The 14,041-nt window shown below is 69.3% G+C and carries 14 protein-coding genes; 13 read left to right on the top strand and 1 reads right to left on the bottom strand.

The window, feature by feature from the left end:
• Positions 1 to 94 precede the first annotated feature (94 nt).
• Positions 95 to 1,870, top strand: coding sequence for an aspartate--tRNA ligase (gene aspS / locus CNR27_RS14230; RefSeq protein ID WP_096299802.1), 1,776 nt, complete (start codon positions 95 to 97; stop codon positions 1,868 to 1,870).
• Positions 1,871 to 2,023: 153 nt separating this feature from the next.
• Positions 2,024 to 2,542, top strand: coding sequence for a GNAT family N-acetyltransferase (locus CNR27_RS14225; RefSeq protein WP_179948252.1), 519 nt, complete (start codon positions 2,024 to 2,026; stop codon positions 2,540 to 2,542).
• A 36-nt stretch (positions 2,543 to 2,578) separates the two neighbouring features.
• Here CNR27_RS14225 and CNR27_RS14220 read toward each other — a convergent pair whose 3' ends face one another.
• Positions 2,579 to 3,007 (bottom strand): organic hydroperoxide resistance protein, encoded by a 429-nt coding sequence (locus CNR27_RS14220; protein WP_096299798.1) that lies wholly within the window; start codon positions 3,005 to 3,007, stop codon positions 2,579 to 2,581.
• A gap of 115 nt (positions 3,008 to 3,122) precedes the next feature.
• Between CNR27_RS14220 and CNR27_RS14215 the strand changes: the two genes are divergently transcribed.
• The 11 genes from CNR27_RS14215 to tolQ all read left to right on the top strand — a co-directional run bounded on the left by CNR27_RS14215 (position 3,123) and on the right by tolQ (position 14,033).
• Positions 3,123 to 3,920 carry a helix-turn-helix domain-containing protein gene (locus tag CNR27_RS14215; protein WP_096299796.1) on the top strand — a complete coding sequence of 266 codons (798 nt, stop codon included), beginning with the start codon at positions 3,123 to 3,125 and terminating at the stop codon, positions 3,918 to 3,920.
• Positions 3,917 to 4,543, top strand: coding sequence for an esterase/lipase family protein (locus CNR27_RS14210; protein ID WP_096299794.1), 627 nt, complete (start codon positions 3,917 to 3,919; stop codon positions 4,541 to 4,543). Before CNR27_RS14215 ends, CNR27_RS14210 begins: the two co-directional genes overlap by 4 nt.
• 55 nt (positions 4,544 to 4,598) lie before the next feature.
• Positions 4,599 to 5,315: a YebC/PmpR family DNA-binding transcriptional regulator gene (locus CNR27_RS14205; RefSeq protein ID WP_096299792.1), complete on the top strand. Its 717-nt coding sequence runs from the start codon at positions 4,599 to 4,601 to the stop codon at positions 5,313 to 5,315.
• Between the two features lie 101 nt (positions 5,316 to 5,416).
• Positions 5,417 to 5,941 (top strand): crossover junction endodeoxyribonuclease RuvC, encoded by a 525-nt coding sequence (ruvC, locus tag CNR27_RS14200; protein ID WP_096299790.1) that lies wholly within the window; start codon positions 5,417 to 5,419, stop codon positions 5,939 to 5,941.
• Positions 5,942 to 6,038: 97 nt separating this feature from the next.
• Positions 6,039 to 6,629, top strand: coding sequence for a Holliday junction branch migration protein RuvA (gene ruvA, locus CNR27_RS14195; RefSeq protein WP_096299789.1), 591 nt, complete (start codon positions 6,039 to 6,041; stop codon positions 6,627 to 6,629).
• Between the two features lie 33 nt (positions 6,630 to 6,662).
• Positions 6,663 to 8,579, top strand: a complete 1,917-nt coding sequence (locus CNR27_RS14190) for a potassium transporter Kup (protein WP_096299787.1) — start codon at positions 6,663 to 6,665, stop codon at positions 8,577 to 8,579.
• Positions 8,580 to 8,767: 188 nt separating this feature from the next.
• The gene (locus tag CNR27_RS14185; protein ID WP_096299785.1) at positions 8,768 to 10,057 is read left to right on the top strand and encodes a diguanylate cyclase; all 1,290 of its coding nucleotides are present in this window, start codon (positions 8,768 to 8,770) and stop codon (positions 10,055 to 10,057) included.
• Between the two features lie 345 nt (positions 10,058 to 10,402).
• Complete coding sequence (locus tag CNR27_RS14180) at positions 10,403 to 11,404, top strand: LLM class flavin-dependent oxidoreductase (RefSeq protein WP_096299783.1); 1,002 nt, start codon at positions 10,403 to 10,405, stop codon at positions 11,402 to 11,404.
• 324 nt (positions 11,405 to 11,728) lie between these two features.
• Positions 11,729 to 12,760 (top strand): Holliday junction branch migration DNA helicase RuvB, encoded by a 1,032-nt coding sequence (gene ruvB, locus CNR27_RS14175; protein ID WP_096299781.1) that lies wholly within the window; start codon positions 11,729 to 11,731, stop codon positions 12,758 to 12,760.
• Positions 12,761 to 12,779: 19 nt separating this feature from the next.
• Positions 12,780 to 13,226, top strand: a complete 447-nt coding sequence (gene ybgC / locus CNR27_RS14170) for a tol-pal system-associated acyl-CoA thioesterase (RefSeq protein ID WP_245815655.1) — start codon at positions 12,780 to 12,782, stop codon at positions 13,224 to 13,226.
• A 15-nt stretch (positions 13,227 to 13,241) separates the two neighbouring features.
• A complete protein-coding gene (gene tolQ, locus CNR27_RS14165) occupies positions 13,242 to 14,033 on the top strand; it encodes a protein TolQ (protein WP_096299777.1) in 792 nt (263 codons plus the stop codon).
• The last annotated feature ends 8 nt before the right edge of the window (positions 14,034 to 14,041 follow it).

Raw genomic sequence — 14,041 nt, 5'->3', positions numbered from 1 at the left:
ACGCCTTAAACTAGCGGACTGTCAAACCAGCGCGATGTACCGCGCCGCCGGTCCGCGTCCCCGCGGGCGGGTGTCCCCCGTGTCCGGAGTCTCCATGCGTACCCATTTCTGCGGCCTGATCGACGAGACGCTGATCGGCCAGACCGTCACCCTGTGCGGCTGGGCCGATGTCGCCCGCGATCTCGGCGGTGTCTGTTTCATCGACCTGCGCGATCACGAAGGCATCGTGCAGGTGGTCGCGGAAGCGTCGGAGGCCGACGGCAATGCTGAAGTCGTCGCGACCGCGGAGAAGGTGGGCTACGAGGATTGCCTGCGCATCACCGGCACGGTGCGCGCGCGGCATTCGGTCAACGCGAAGATCCGCACCGGCCAGGTGGAGATCGTCGCGACCTCGATCGAGGTACTCAACAAGGCCGAGCCGCTGCCGTTCCACCACCACGAAAATCCGGGCGAAGAGACGCGCCTGAAGTACCGCTATCTCGACCTGCGCAGCCCCGACATGCAGCGCAAGATGCGCACGCGCACGAAGCTGGTCAGCGCGCTGCGCCACTGGCTCGATGCGCGCGGCTTCCAGGATATCGAAACCCCGATCCTGACCAAGGCCACGCCCGAGGGCGCGCGCGACTTCCTGGTGCCGGCGCGGATGCATCCGGGCGAGTTCTACGCGCTGCCGCAGTCGCCGCAGCTGTTCAAGCAGATCCTGATGATGGCGGGCTTCGACCGCTACTACCAGGTCGCGCGCTGCTTCCGCGACGAGGCGCTGCGCGCCGACCGCCAGCTGGAATTCACCCAGCTCGACATGGAGTTCGCGTGGGTGTCGGAGCGCGACGTGCAGGATCTCGTCGAGGCGATGATCCGCGACGTGTTCCGCGATGTGGCCGGCGTCGAACTCGCCGCGCAATTCCCGCGCATGACGTACGCCGAGGCGATGCGTCGCTTTGGGTCCGACAAGCCGGACCTGCGCATCGCGCTGGAGCTGGTGGATGTTGCCGAACTGGTCAGGGACAGCGGCTTTGCCGTGTTCACCGGCCCGGCCGCTGATCCAGGCGGCCGTGTCGCTGCGCTGCGCATCCCGGGCGGTGCGTCGCTGTCGCGCAAGCAGATCGACGAGTACGCCGCGCATGCCGGCAAATACGGTGCGAAGGGCCTGGCCTACATCAAGATTTCGGAAACGGGAGAGATCAGCTCGCCGATCCAGAAGTTCTTCGACGAGGCCGCGTTCGCCGCGCTGGTCTCGCACGTCGGTGCCGGCAATGGCGACATCGTGTTCTTCGGCGCCGGCAAGTATTCGACGGTCAGCGATTTCATGGGCGCGGTGCGCCTGAAGGCCGGCAAGGACTTCAATCTGGTTGCCGATGGCTGGGCGCCGCTGTGGGTGACCGACTTCCCGATGTTCGAATGGGACGACGAGGCGCAGCGTTACGTCGCCCTGCATCACCCCTTTACCGCGCCCTCGGTCGACGACGAGGCCGACCTGCGCGCCAACGCCGCCACGGCCGTGTCGCGCGGCTACGACATGGTGCTCAACGGCAACGAGATCGGCGGTGGTTCGATCCGCATCCACCGCGCCTCGATGCAGTCGGCGGTGTTCGATCTGCTCGGCATCGGCGCCGAAGAAGCGCAGGCCAAGTTCGGCTTCCTGCTCGACGCGCTCAAGTACGGCGCGCCGCCGCATGGCGGCATCGCCTTCGGCATCGACCGCATCGCCGCGCTGATGGCCGGCACGGAGTCGATCCGCGACGTCATCGCGTTTCCCAAGACCACCGGCGCGCAATGCCTGATGACCGATGCGCCGTCGCCGATCGCGGATGCGCAGCTGGCCGAGGTCCACGTCCAGGTCCGGCCGCGGGCCTCCTCTGCTGCGCAGTGAGTCCCCCACGATTCCGCTGAGCGGAATCGCGGGCCCCTGCGCAGTGTTCCAGATCCGCCGCGGCTTTCGCCGCGCCCCCCTTGACTCAAGGGGGGCTTCACGCCGGAGCGTTTCCGCATGACCGGAGAATCTGCTGACGCTGCATCCAATCCTGTGCCCCGGCTGCGGCGCGCCACCGTCGACGATGCGGCCACGCTGTCGGCGCTGGCCGCGCGTACGTTCACCGAGACCTTCGGCCATCTGTATCCGCCGGAGGATCTCGCGGCGTTTCTCGCCGATGCGTATGCGGTCGACAGGCAGCGCACGATCCTCGCGCATCCGGACTACGCGGTCTGGCTGCTGGAGCATGCGGGCGAGGCGGTCGGCCACGCCGCCGCGGGTCCGTGCGGCCTGCCGCATCCGCAGGTCGCGCCGGGCGACGGCGAGATCAAGCGTCTCTATCTGCTGCGCGGCCATCAGGGCGGCGGTACCGGTACGCAGATGATGGAAGCCATCATGGCGTGGCTGCTGCGCGATGGCCCGCGCACGCTGTGGGTCGGCGCCTGGTCGGAGAACCTCGGCGCGCAACGCTTCTACGCGCGGCACGGCTTCGGGAAGGTCGGCGAGTACATCTTCCCGGTCGGATCCATCCAGGATCTGGAATTCATTCTGCGCCGTCCGGCGCAGGGTTGAGCGGGACGCGCCAGGCGCGTCCCACCCACTTGCGACTTACTCGGCGATCGACAGCGTCACGTCGATGTTGCCGCGGGTCGCATTGGAATACGGGCACACGATGTGCGCGGCGTCGACCAAGGTCTGCAGCTGCTCGCGCGGCACTCCCGGCGCCGACACGGCGAGATCGGCCTGGATGCCGAAGCCGGTCGGGATCTTGCCGATGCCGACCTTGCCGGTGACCGAGGTCGCAGCCGGCAGCGCGACCTTGTGCTGGCCGGCGACGAACTTCAGCGCGCTGAGAAAACACGCCGAATAGCCGGCTGCGAACAGCTGTTCGGGATTCGTGCCCGGGCCGCCGGCGCCGCCCAGTTCGCGCGGGGTGGACAGGGTGACGTCGAGGACGTTGTCGGACGAGGTGGCGCGGCCCTCGCGGCCGCCGGTGGCGGTCGCGGTCGCGGTGTAGAGCACGGTTTCGATAGACATGGGACATCTCCGGTGGAGCCGACGGCAGGGGGCCGTCCGGCGAGATGTGCACCGTGCCTGCGATTGCGGGACGATTGGTGATACAAAGTCCATGAAACTTGTCCCGGAGTCCTGCATGGTCGATCGTCTTGCGGCGCTGCTCGATCGCTTTCCGATCGCTGCCCGCGTGGATCCATTCGGCGCCGCCTGGCCGGGCGCGGCGCTCTGGGTGCTGCGCGAGGGCGAAATCGCGCTGCCGGGAAGCGGCACCTGGTCGGGGCCGGGCCTGCTGCTGGCGGGCGCCGGCACCCGTACGGCGGCCTTGCCCGGCCCAGGTGCGGCCGGCCTGTGCGTGCGGTTGCTGTTCGAAGGTGGCGCGGACAGTCCATTGGCCGCGGCATTGCCGGACGCGCTGTGGGTAGCGCCGGGCGAACTGCCCGGCTCGCAGGGGCTGCTTGCGCTGCTGTTCGAGGAGGCCTTCGCTGGACGCTGCGGCCGCACCGCGCTGATCGAGCGACTGGTCGAAGCCCTGCTGGTGCAGGTGCTGCGCCAGCAGATGGAAGCCGGCGCGGTGCGGGGTGGCCTGCTGGCCGGCCTGGCGCATCCGCGCCTGCGGCGTGCCCTGGTCGCGATGCACGAGGCGCCGGCGCAGCCTTGGTCTCTGGAGGTGTTGGCCGAGACCGCCGGCATGTCGCGCAGCGCGTTTGCGCAAGCGTTCCGCGGCGCCCTCGGACAGACGCCGGGGCAGTACCTGCAGGCCTGGCGCATTGGACTGGCGCAACGCGCGCTGCGCCGCGGCCGGCCGCTGAAGCGGATTGCCGACGAGGTCGGCTATGGCAGCGAAGCGGCCTTGTCGCGCGCGTTCAAGGCGCACAGCGGGCTGTCGCCGCGGGCCTGGCGGCAGGCGCACATCGAAGCGGAGTTGGTGGCATGAGGGCGGGACCCGATCGCGTGCTGCTGCTGCATGGCCTGTGGATGGTCGGCCTGACCATGCAGCGCTACGCCCGTGGCCTGGCGCGGGCTGGATTCCAGCCGGAGATCCTCGGCTACCCCAGCATCGCCGGCGGGCCGGATGCCGCCGTGGAGCGGTTGACCCGCGCGCTCGGGCGCGGGCCTGCGCATGTCGTCGGCCACAGCCTCGGCGGCCTGTCGGCGCTGCAGGCGGTCTGCGCCACGCCATCGCTGCCGATCGGCCGGATCGTCTGCGTGGGCTCACCGGTAGGCGGCAGCCGCGCGGCGCAGGCGATGGCCCGGGTGCCACTGTCGCGGTTCTATTTCGGCCGCAGCGCCGAGATCCTGCATGCCGGCTGCGCGCGCTGGCCGGCGGGTGTCGAGGTCGGCATGGTCGCCGGCAGCGAGCCGCGCGGGCTGGGCGCGCTGCTGGCCCGGTTCGAGGATGCGCACGACGGCACGGTCTCGGTCGAGGAGACCCGAGCGCCGCAACTCTCCGACCACATCGTCGTCCCCGCCAGCCACAGCGGCCTGTTGCTGTCGGCCGACGCGATCCGACAGACGGCGACCTTCCTGCGCGAGGGGCATTTCGAGCATGCGCGGTAGCGGCGGGCGCTTGGAGTAATATCGCCGGCCTCCAACGCCACAGACGCAAGCAGCCATGGGACGAGGACCTTCGATCGAAGCCCGCAAGAACGCGACCGACGCCAAGCGCGGCAAGATCTTCACCAAGATCATCCGCGAGATCGGTGTGGCGGCGCGCGCTGGTGGCGGTGACCCCGCGAACAACCCGCGACTGCGCGCGGCGATCGACAAGGGCATGGCCCAGAACATGTCCAAGGACGTGGTCGAGCGTGCGATCAAGAAGGCCACCGGCGAGCTCGAAGGCGTCGAGTACGAGGAGATCCGCTACGAGGGCTACGCCCCGGGCGGGGTCGCGGTGATCGTCGACACGCTCACCGACAACCGTGTGCGCACGGTCGCCGAAGTGCGTCACGCTTTCGGCAAGTGCGGCGGCAACATGGGCACCGAGGGCTCGGTTGCCTTCATGTTCAAGCGCCTGGGTGTGTTGAGCTTCGAGGGCATGGACGAGGACACGGTGACCGAGGCCGCGATCGAGGCCGGCGCCGACGACGTGGTGGTGTATCCGGAGGACGGCGCGATCGACGTGGTCACCAGCGTCGAGGCATTCGAGGCGGTGCGCGACGCGATGGCGGCCGCCGGCATCGTCCCCGGCCATGCCGAGGTGACCTATCGCGCCGACAACGACATCGCCGTCGATGGCGAGACCGCCGACCAGGTGCGCAAGATGCTCGACCTGCTCGAGGATCTCGACGACGTGCAGGCGGTCTACTCCAACGCGCAGTTCGGGGCCTGACGGCCGCGCCCGCCGCCGATGCGGACTCTTCTTCTCCGGGTTGGCCGGGTGGCATCGGTCCTGGCGCCGCCTTCGGCAGGCCGCCGGGCGCAGGCGGTCGCATGACCCGCATCCTCGGTATCGATCCCGGTTCGCAGCGCACCGGGGTCGGCATCATCGATGTCGATGCGGCGGGCAAGGTCTCGCACGTCTTCCATGCGCCGCTGGTGCTGGTCACGGCCGGCGAGTTCCCGGCGCGTCTGCGTCGCCTGCTCGACGGCCTCACCGCGTTGATCATCGAATACCGGCCCGACGAGGTCGCGATCGAGAAGGTCTTCATGGCGCGCAATCCCGACTCGGCGCTCAAGCTCGGCCAGGCGCGCGGCGCGGCCATCGGCGCGGTGGTGCTGCGCGACCTGCCGGTCAGCGAGTACGCCGCCACCGAGGTGAAGCTGGCCGTGGTCGGCCGCGGCGGCGCGGAAAAGGCGCAGATCCAGCACATGGTCGGGCTGATGCTCGGCCTGAGCGGCAAGCTGCAGGCCGACGCCGCCGATGCGCTCGCGGTCGCGATCACCCATGCCCACGTCCGCGCCACCGCGCGACGTCTGGGCGTGGACGTGAAGCAGGCCTGGGGACGCAAGGGATGAACCTCGTCCAGGGTCCGGCGTCCGCCGTCGGCCGCAGCCCCGGCCAGCGCATTCCTCTTCCCGTTTTCCGTTCCACCCGCCCGGAGGGGCAACGCCGATGATCGGACGACTGCGCGGCACGCTGGCCCACAAGGCCCCGCCCTGGCTGGTGATCGACGTGGGCGGCGTCGGCTACGAGCTCGAGGCGCCGATGAGCACGTTCTACGACCTGCCCGAAGTGGGCCGCGAGGTCACCCTGTTCACGCACTACGCGCAGAAGGAGGACAGCGTGTCGCTGTACGGCTTCCTGCACGAGTCGGAGCGGCGGCTGTTCCGTGACGTGCAGAAGGTCACCGGCATCGGCGCGAAGATCGCGCTGGCGATCCTGTCGGGCGTCAGCGTCGACACCTTCGCGCGCCTGGTGCACGCCGGCGATGTCACCGCGCTGACCAAGATCCCGGGTATCGGCAAGAAGACCGCCGAGCGCATGGTCGTCGAATTGCGCGACCGGGCGGCGGATCTGGCCGGCGCCGGTGGCGCGGTTGCAGGCAGCGCGATGCCGGCCGACCCGCTCTCGGAGGCCACCATCGCCCTGCAACAGCTGGGCTACAAGCCGGCCGACGCCCAGAAGATGGCCAAGGCCGCCGCAAGCGATGGCGACACCCCCGAGCTCATCATCCGAAAGGCGCTACAGTCCGCGCTTCGCTGACCGCCCGTCTCCGTCGGCAGGGTTCCAAACGTCATGTCCCACACCAGTTCGCCGGCCAACGGCGCGCGTCCCGCTGCGTCCAGCCACGGTCACATCGGCCTCGCCGGCCTGATCGTCGGGGCGATCGGCGTCGTGTTCGGCGACATCGGGACCAGCCCGCTGTACACCCTGCGCGAAGCGTTCTCGGAACACTACGGCCTGATCGCCGACCACGACACCGTGCTGGGCGTGCTGTCGATGATCTTCTGGTCGTTGATGCTGGTGGTGACGGTCAAGTACGTGACCATCATCCTGCGCGCCGACAACGACGGCGAGGGCGGGATCATGGCGCTGATGGCGCTGGCCCAGCGCTGCCTGGCCAAGGGGGGGCGCAGCGGTTATCTGGTCGGCATCCTCGGCGTGTTCGGTGCCTCGCTGTTCTTCAGCGACGGCGTGATCACGCCGGCGATCTCGGTGCTGTCCGCGGTCGAGGGCCTGGAGGTCGTCGCACCCAGGCTGCATGCCTGGATCATTCCGATCACCGTGCTGGTGCTGGGCGCCCTGTTCGCGACCCAGCGCTTCGGCACGGCCAAGGTCGGGCGCATCTTCGGGCCCATCACGGTGCTGTGGTTCCTGGCGCTCGCGGCGCTTGGCGTCTTCAACATCATTCACGAGCCGGAAGTGCTCCACGCGATCAATCCGTGGTGGGCGGCGCGTTTCTTCATCGACCACAGCTGGGGCGGCGTCTTCATTCTCGGTGCGGTCGTGCTGGCGGTGACCGGCGGCGAGGCGATCTATACCGACATGGGCCATTTCGGCGCCCGGCCGATCCGCTACGCCTGGTATTTCTTCGTGCTGCCGTCGCTGATGCTCAACTACCTGGGGCAGGGCGCACTGATCCTGGAGGATCCTGCGGCGATCCAGAACCCGTTCTACATCGGCGTGCCCGAGTGGGCGCGCTGGCCGATGATCGTCCTGGCGACCGCAGCCACGGTGATCGCCTCGCAGGCGGTCATCACCGGTGGCTTCTCGGTGGCGCGCCAGGCGATGCAGCTCGGCTACATCCCGCGCATGCGGGTGCGCCACACCTCCAGCAGCACCATCGGCCAGATCTACATCCCGGCCATCAACTGGTCGATGGCGGTGGTGGTGATCGCGCTGGTGCTGACCTTCCGCACGTCTTCGGCGCTGGCCGCGGCCTACGGTATTTCCGTATCCCTGACCATGCTGATCGACACGCTGCTGCTGGCGGTCGTTGCGCGCACCCTGTGGCCGCGCTGGCGCAGCTGGGTGCTGCCGCTGTGCGGGGTGTTCTTCGTCGTCGACATCGCCTTCGTGATCGCCAACGGCGCCAAGGTGCTGCAGGGGGCCTGGTTCCCGCTGGTGCTGGGCATCACGCTGTTCACGCTGCTGCGCACCTGGCGGCGCGGACGGCAGCTGTTGCACGAGGAGGTGCAGCAGCACGGCATCCGCACAGACAGCTTCATCCCCGGACTGATGCTCGCACCACCGGTGCGGGTGCCGGGCACGGCGGTGTTCCTGACCAGCGACCGCGGGGTGGTGCCGCAGGCGCTGCTGCACAATCTCAAGCACAACAAGGTGCTGCATGAGCGCAACGTGTTCCTGACCGTGGAAACGCTGACCGTGCCGTATGCGCAGCGGCGGCTGAAGATCGAGCGGATCGGCGAAGGCTTCCACCGCATCGTGATCCGCTTCGGTTTCATGGAGACGCCGGACGTACCGCTGGCGCTGATGCAAAGTGCCGACAGCGATGCCGGCGTGTGCATCGATCCGATGGACACGACCTACTTCACCAGTCGCGAGACCGTGGTCGCCTCGGCCCGCCCGGGCATGGCGCTGTGGCGCGAGCGGCTGTTCGCGCTGCTGCACCGCAATGCCGCGCCGGCCTCGGGGTTCTTCCGCATTCCCGGCAACCGGCTGGTCGAACTGGGCACGCACGTCGAGATCTGAGTCGCCGACGACCGCGGGTCGAAGGCGACGATGGCGCGCCTCAGGCAACGGTGCCGGTGCTGGCGGAAGGCGCACAGGGATGAAGCCATCGGTGCAGCGCTGCTGCTCCGCCCGGCCGTTCCCGGCCTGCCGCTCAAGTTCGCCGCCGCGCTGCCGCTAACGCTTTCAATACCTCCGAAACCGCCCGGATGACCGCGCTGCTGCCGATCGACCCGAGTGCACCCCTGCCGCAGCGCGTGTTGCTGGTCGAGAACTCGCGCGCCTACGTGCAGGCGCTCGCGCAGGCGATCGAGCAGCAGCTGGAGCTGCCTGTCGAGGTCGCCTCGACCCTTGCCGAAGCGCGGGCGCTGCTCCAGCGCCACGACGACTGGTTTCTGGCGATCACCGGACTGGTGCTGGCCGACTGCGATCGCAACACGGTTGTCGACGCCTTCCTGGAGCGGGGCCTGGCGACCGTGGTGGTGACGGGCGTCTACGACGAGGACCTGCGCGCGCGGCTGATGCGCCGACGGGTCATCGATTTCGTGCTCAAGAGCACCCCCGGCAGTCTCGACTACATCGTCTGGCTGGTGAAGCGGCTGGAGCGCAACCGGCGTATCTCCGCGCTGGTCGTCGATGACTCCCCTTCGGCCCGGTTGCACGCGGCGGGCCTGCTCGAAACCTTCGGCTATCGCGTTCTGCAGGCGGCCGGCGGCGAGGCCGCGCTGCACGCGCTCGAACGTGATCCGACGATCCGCCTGGCCCTGGTCGACCAGGAGATGCCGGGCATGCAGGGGGTGGAACTCACCCGGCGCCTGCGCGCGCTGCGGGCACGGGACCGCGTCGCGGTGATCGGCGTGTCCGGGCGCGACGATCCCGACCTCGTGGCGCGCTTCCTCAAGAGTGGCGCCAACGATTTCCTGCGCAAACCCTATTCGCGCGAAGAGTTCTTCTGCCGCGTGTCGCAGAACGTCGACCAGCTGGAACTGATCGGCAGCCTGCAGGATCTCGCCACCCGGGATTTCCTCACCGGTCTGCCCAACCGGCGGCATTTCCTCGAGCAGGCCGAACGGCTGGTCCCGCAGATGCGGGCTGCCCGGCGCCCGCTTGCGATGGCGATCCTCGACATCGACCACTTCAAGCGCATCAACGACGGCTGCGGTCACGAGGCCGGCGACCACGCGCTGCGCGCGGCGGCCGGTGCGCTGTCGGGGCACGTGCGCTCCGACGACCTGGTGGCCCGGTTCGGGGGCGAGGAGTTCTGTCTGCTCGTGCCCGACCTCGACGAAGAGGCGATGCAGGCGTACTTCGAAACCCTGCGCGCCCGGATCGAAGCGATGTGCGTGCAGACGCCCGGGGGCGAAGTGCGCATGACGGTGAGCATCGGTGTCCGCATGGCGGCAGCCGATGACAGTCTGCACTGCCTGCTCGCCGACGCCGACAGGCGGCTGTATCTGGCCAAGGCCGGCGGACGCAACCAGGTGGTGGCCGCAGGCTGAGCGGCCCGCCGGGGCCGGTGCGCGACGCTGGCCGCGTTGCGGCGGCGCGCGGTGGTCCGACCGCGTGCGTCCGGCCGAGGGAGGCGCATGCCCGCGCTTGCCGGGCCGCCGCGCTCCCGGCCACCGGTGGGCTCCGGATCGTGGCTCGGCAGCATTGGCGGTCCCGAGTGGGCGAGGCCCGGACGCATCCCGGTGCCGGGCATCGGAGCCGGGTGGAAGCGGACCCCGCAGCTCGCACATACACCCGGCGGGCTGCAGAGCCGGCGCCGCGACCGGGCCTGTACGGGCGGATGCAGCGTTGGGCGCAAGTGTGGGTTTTGCCGCCAGCGACCCCATCTACCCGCCATGGCCAACTCCCCTGTGCAGATTCCCCTCTCCGTCCTCGACCTCGCCCCCGTGACCGAGGGCAGTACGCCGGCCGAGTCCTTCGCCCGTTCGCTGGATCTCGCCCGCCATGCCGAAGCCCTCGGCTACGCGCGCTACTGGCTGGCCGAACACCACAACATGCCGGGCATCGCCAGCGCGGCGACGGCGGTGCTGATCGGGCATATCGCCGGCGGCACCTCGACGATCCGGGTCGGGTCGGGCGGGGTGATGTTGCCCAACCACGCGCCCCTGCAGGTGGCCGAACAGTTCGGCACGCTGGCCGCGCTGTATCCGGGGCGGATCGACCTCGGAGTGGGGCGGGCGCCGGGCACCGACCAGGCGACCACCAAGGCGCTGCGTCGCTATTACGCCGGCGCCGATGCGTTCCCCTCGGACGTGATGGAGCTGCTGCGCTATTTCGAGCCTGCGCAGCCCGGTCAACCGGTGCAGGCCGTGCCCGGCGCCGGACTGGACGTGCCGGTGTGGATTCTCGGCTCGAGCCTGTTCGGGGCCGGACTCGCCGCGACGCTCGGTCTGCCGTATGCGTTCGCCTCGCACTTCGCGCCTGCCGCGATGTCCGAAGCGCTGGCCCTGTACCACCGCGACTTCCGCCCCTCCAAGCATCTGCGCCAGCCGCACGCGATGCTGGCGCTCAACGTCGTCGCCGCCGACAGCCGCGCCGAGGCGCAGCGGCTGTTTACTACCCAGCAGCAGAGCTTCGTGCGTCTGCGTCGCGGTGCGCCGGGGCTGATTCCGCCACCGATCGACGACATCGAAGCATTCTGGACGCCCGCCGAAAAGGCGATGGTCGCCCAGTCGCTGGCGTGCTCGGTGGTGGGCGATGCAAGCGATGTGCGCGAGGGCATCGCCGACTTCGCCGCGCGGCATCGCCCGGACGAGCTGATCCTGACGGCCAACATCTTTGACCACGGCGCGCGGCGGCACAGCTTCGCGCTGGCGGCCGAGGCAATGCGCGGCTGATCTGCGAGCGCGCGTTCGGTGCGCGCGAGCGCCTCTAGCGCAACCTGGCGCTGTTGCTCGAGCGTCTCGACCGGCGAGTCGCCATGCGCGAGCTGTGCGGATAGTTCGTCCAGGCGGCTGTCGATCTGACCGCGCTGCCCACCCATGCGCGCCAGCGCCTGGGTCAGCGGGGTGAGCGCATGACCGGGTGCGTTCGCATGGCGCGCCCCCGGAGGGCGGCGGCGGTTTTCGTGGGCCGCTGCCCGCCCGATCGATGCGCCGGCGCCGTGTGCTGTTTGGCGGGATCACTGCGGCGTCGCTGCCATGGCATGCGATCATGCGCGGATGACCGCAGACCGCATCATCGCCGCCGACGCCACCCGCGAGGACGACGCCATCGAGGCGAGCATCCGGCCGCAGCGGCTGGACGACTATCTCGGCCAGCAGCCGGTTCGCGAGCAGATGGCGATCTTCATCGAGGCCGCCAAGCAGCGCCGCGAGGCGCTCGATCACGTGCTGATCTTCGGCCCCCCCGGCCTCGGCAAGACCACGCTGAGCCACGTCATCGCCAACGAGCTCGGGGTCGCGCTGCGCGTGACCTCGGGTCCCGTCATCGAGAAGGCCGGCGATCTCGCCGCGCTGCTGACCAACCTGCAGCCGCACGATGTGCTCTTCATCGACGAGATCCACCGGCTTTCGCCGGTGGTCGAGGAGGTGCTGTATCCGGCGATGGAGGATTTCCAGCTCGACATCATGATCGGCGAGGGGCCTGCCGCCCGTTCGATCAAGATCGACCTGCCGCCCTTCACCCTGATCGGCGCGACCACGCGCGCGGGCCTGTTGACCGCCCCGCTGCGCGACCGCTTCGGCATCGTCCAGCGGCTGGAGTTCTACAGCGCCGAGGAGCTCACGCGCATCGTGCGCCGGTCGGCGCAGATTCTCGGGCTGTCCTGCGAGGGCGACGGCGCGTCCGAGATCGCCCGGCGCTCGCGTGGTACGCCGCGCATTGCCAACCGCCTGCTGCGCCGGGTGCGCGACTACGCCCAGGTGCGCGCGAACGGACGCATCGACCGCGAGGTCGCGAACGCGGCCATGCAGATGCTCAAGGTGGACCCGGAAGGCTTCGACGACCTCGACCGGCGCCTGTTGCACCTGATCATCGAGAATTTCGACGGCGGTCCGGTCGGCGTCGAGTCCATGGCCGCGGCGCTGAGCGAGGAGCGCGGCACGCTCGAGGACGTCATCGAGCCGTATCTGATCCAGCAGGGTTATCTGGTGCGCACGGCGCGCGGCCGCATGGCCACCACCAAGGCCTGGCGCCATCTGGGTCTGGAGCCGCGCCGCGATGCGGCCGCCGTACCGGGCAACCTGTTTTGAATCCCTTGCGGAGCGCGCCGTGACGCAGACCCTGGATACCGCGCCGGCTACGGATCTATTCAGTTGGCCGACACGCGTCTATTGGGAAGATACCGACGCGGGTGGCGTCGTCTATCACGCGCAGTACGTCGCTTTCATGGAGCGCGCACGCAGCGAGTGGTTACGTGCGCACGGCCATGGGCAGGCGTCGCTGCGCGACAGTCACGGCACGGTGTTCGCGGTGCGCGCGATGCGGATCGATTTCCGCCTGCCTGCGCGCCTCGACGACGTGCTGAGCGTCAGCGTGGCCCTGCTCCACTGCCGACGCGCCAGCGCGGTGTTCGTGCAGGAGGTGCGCCGCGATGGCGTGCTGCTGCTGGATGCGGAAGTCCGCGTAGCGGCATTGTCGGCTGCCGATTTCCGGCCGCAGGCGATTCCCGATGCGCTCTACACACAACTCAAGTCACTCGAAACGTCAGCGGAGTAATCCTGGATGAGCCCAATGCCCGTGTTGTTGCAGTCCGCCGCCGCCCAGGTGCAGGCGTTGCCAGAAGAGGCCGCTGCCAGCGCCACCGAGCTGTCGGCCACGGGCGCCGCCGCTGCGGCGACGGCGCCGCTGCCCAACGACCTGAGCATCCTCGAACTGATCCTGCACGCCTCCATCCCGGTGCAGCTGGTGATGCTGCTGCTGCTGTTCGCGTCGATCTCGTCGTGGGTCATCATCTTCCGCAAGAAGCGCATGCTCGACCGCGCCGAGAAGGAAGCGGACCGCTTCGAGGAGCGGTTCTGGTCCGGCGCCGAGATCAGCAAGCTGTATGCCTCGGCCACCGAGCGTAACCGCGAGATCGAAGGTCTCGAGGCGATCTTCGAAGCCGGCTACCGCGAGTACTCTCGCCAGCGGCAGCGGCGCGGGGTGGATGCACGCACGCATCTGGAAGGTGCGCAGCGCGGCATGCGGGTGGCCGGCGCGCGTGAGCTCGACGGGCTCGAAGCCAACCTCGAATACCTCGCCAACGTCGGCTCGATCGCCCCGTACGTGGGCCTGCTGGGCACCGTGTGGGGCATCATGATCTCGTTCCACGGTCTGGCCAGCGTCAAGGAGGCGACCATCGCCACCGTCGCGCCGGGCATTTCCGAGGCGCTGATCGCGACCGCGATGGGCCTGTTCGCAGCGATTCCCGCCGTCTGGGCCTACAACCGCTTCGCGACCAAGGTCGAGCGCGTCGCTACGCGCTACGAGGCCTTCTCCGACGAGTTCTCCTCGATCCTCGAACGCCAGAGCGGCACCGACTGAACCCCTTC

Source organism: Luteimonas chenhongjianii (genome assembly GCF_002327105.1).
In the GTDB taxonomy this organism is placed as follows: domain Bacteria; phylum Pseudomonadota; class Gammaproteobacteria; order Xanthomonadales; family Xanthomonadaceae; genus Luteimonas; species Luteimonas chenhongjianii.
This window is presented reverse-complemented; position numbering and strand designations above follow the sequence as displayed.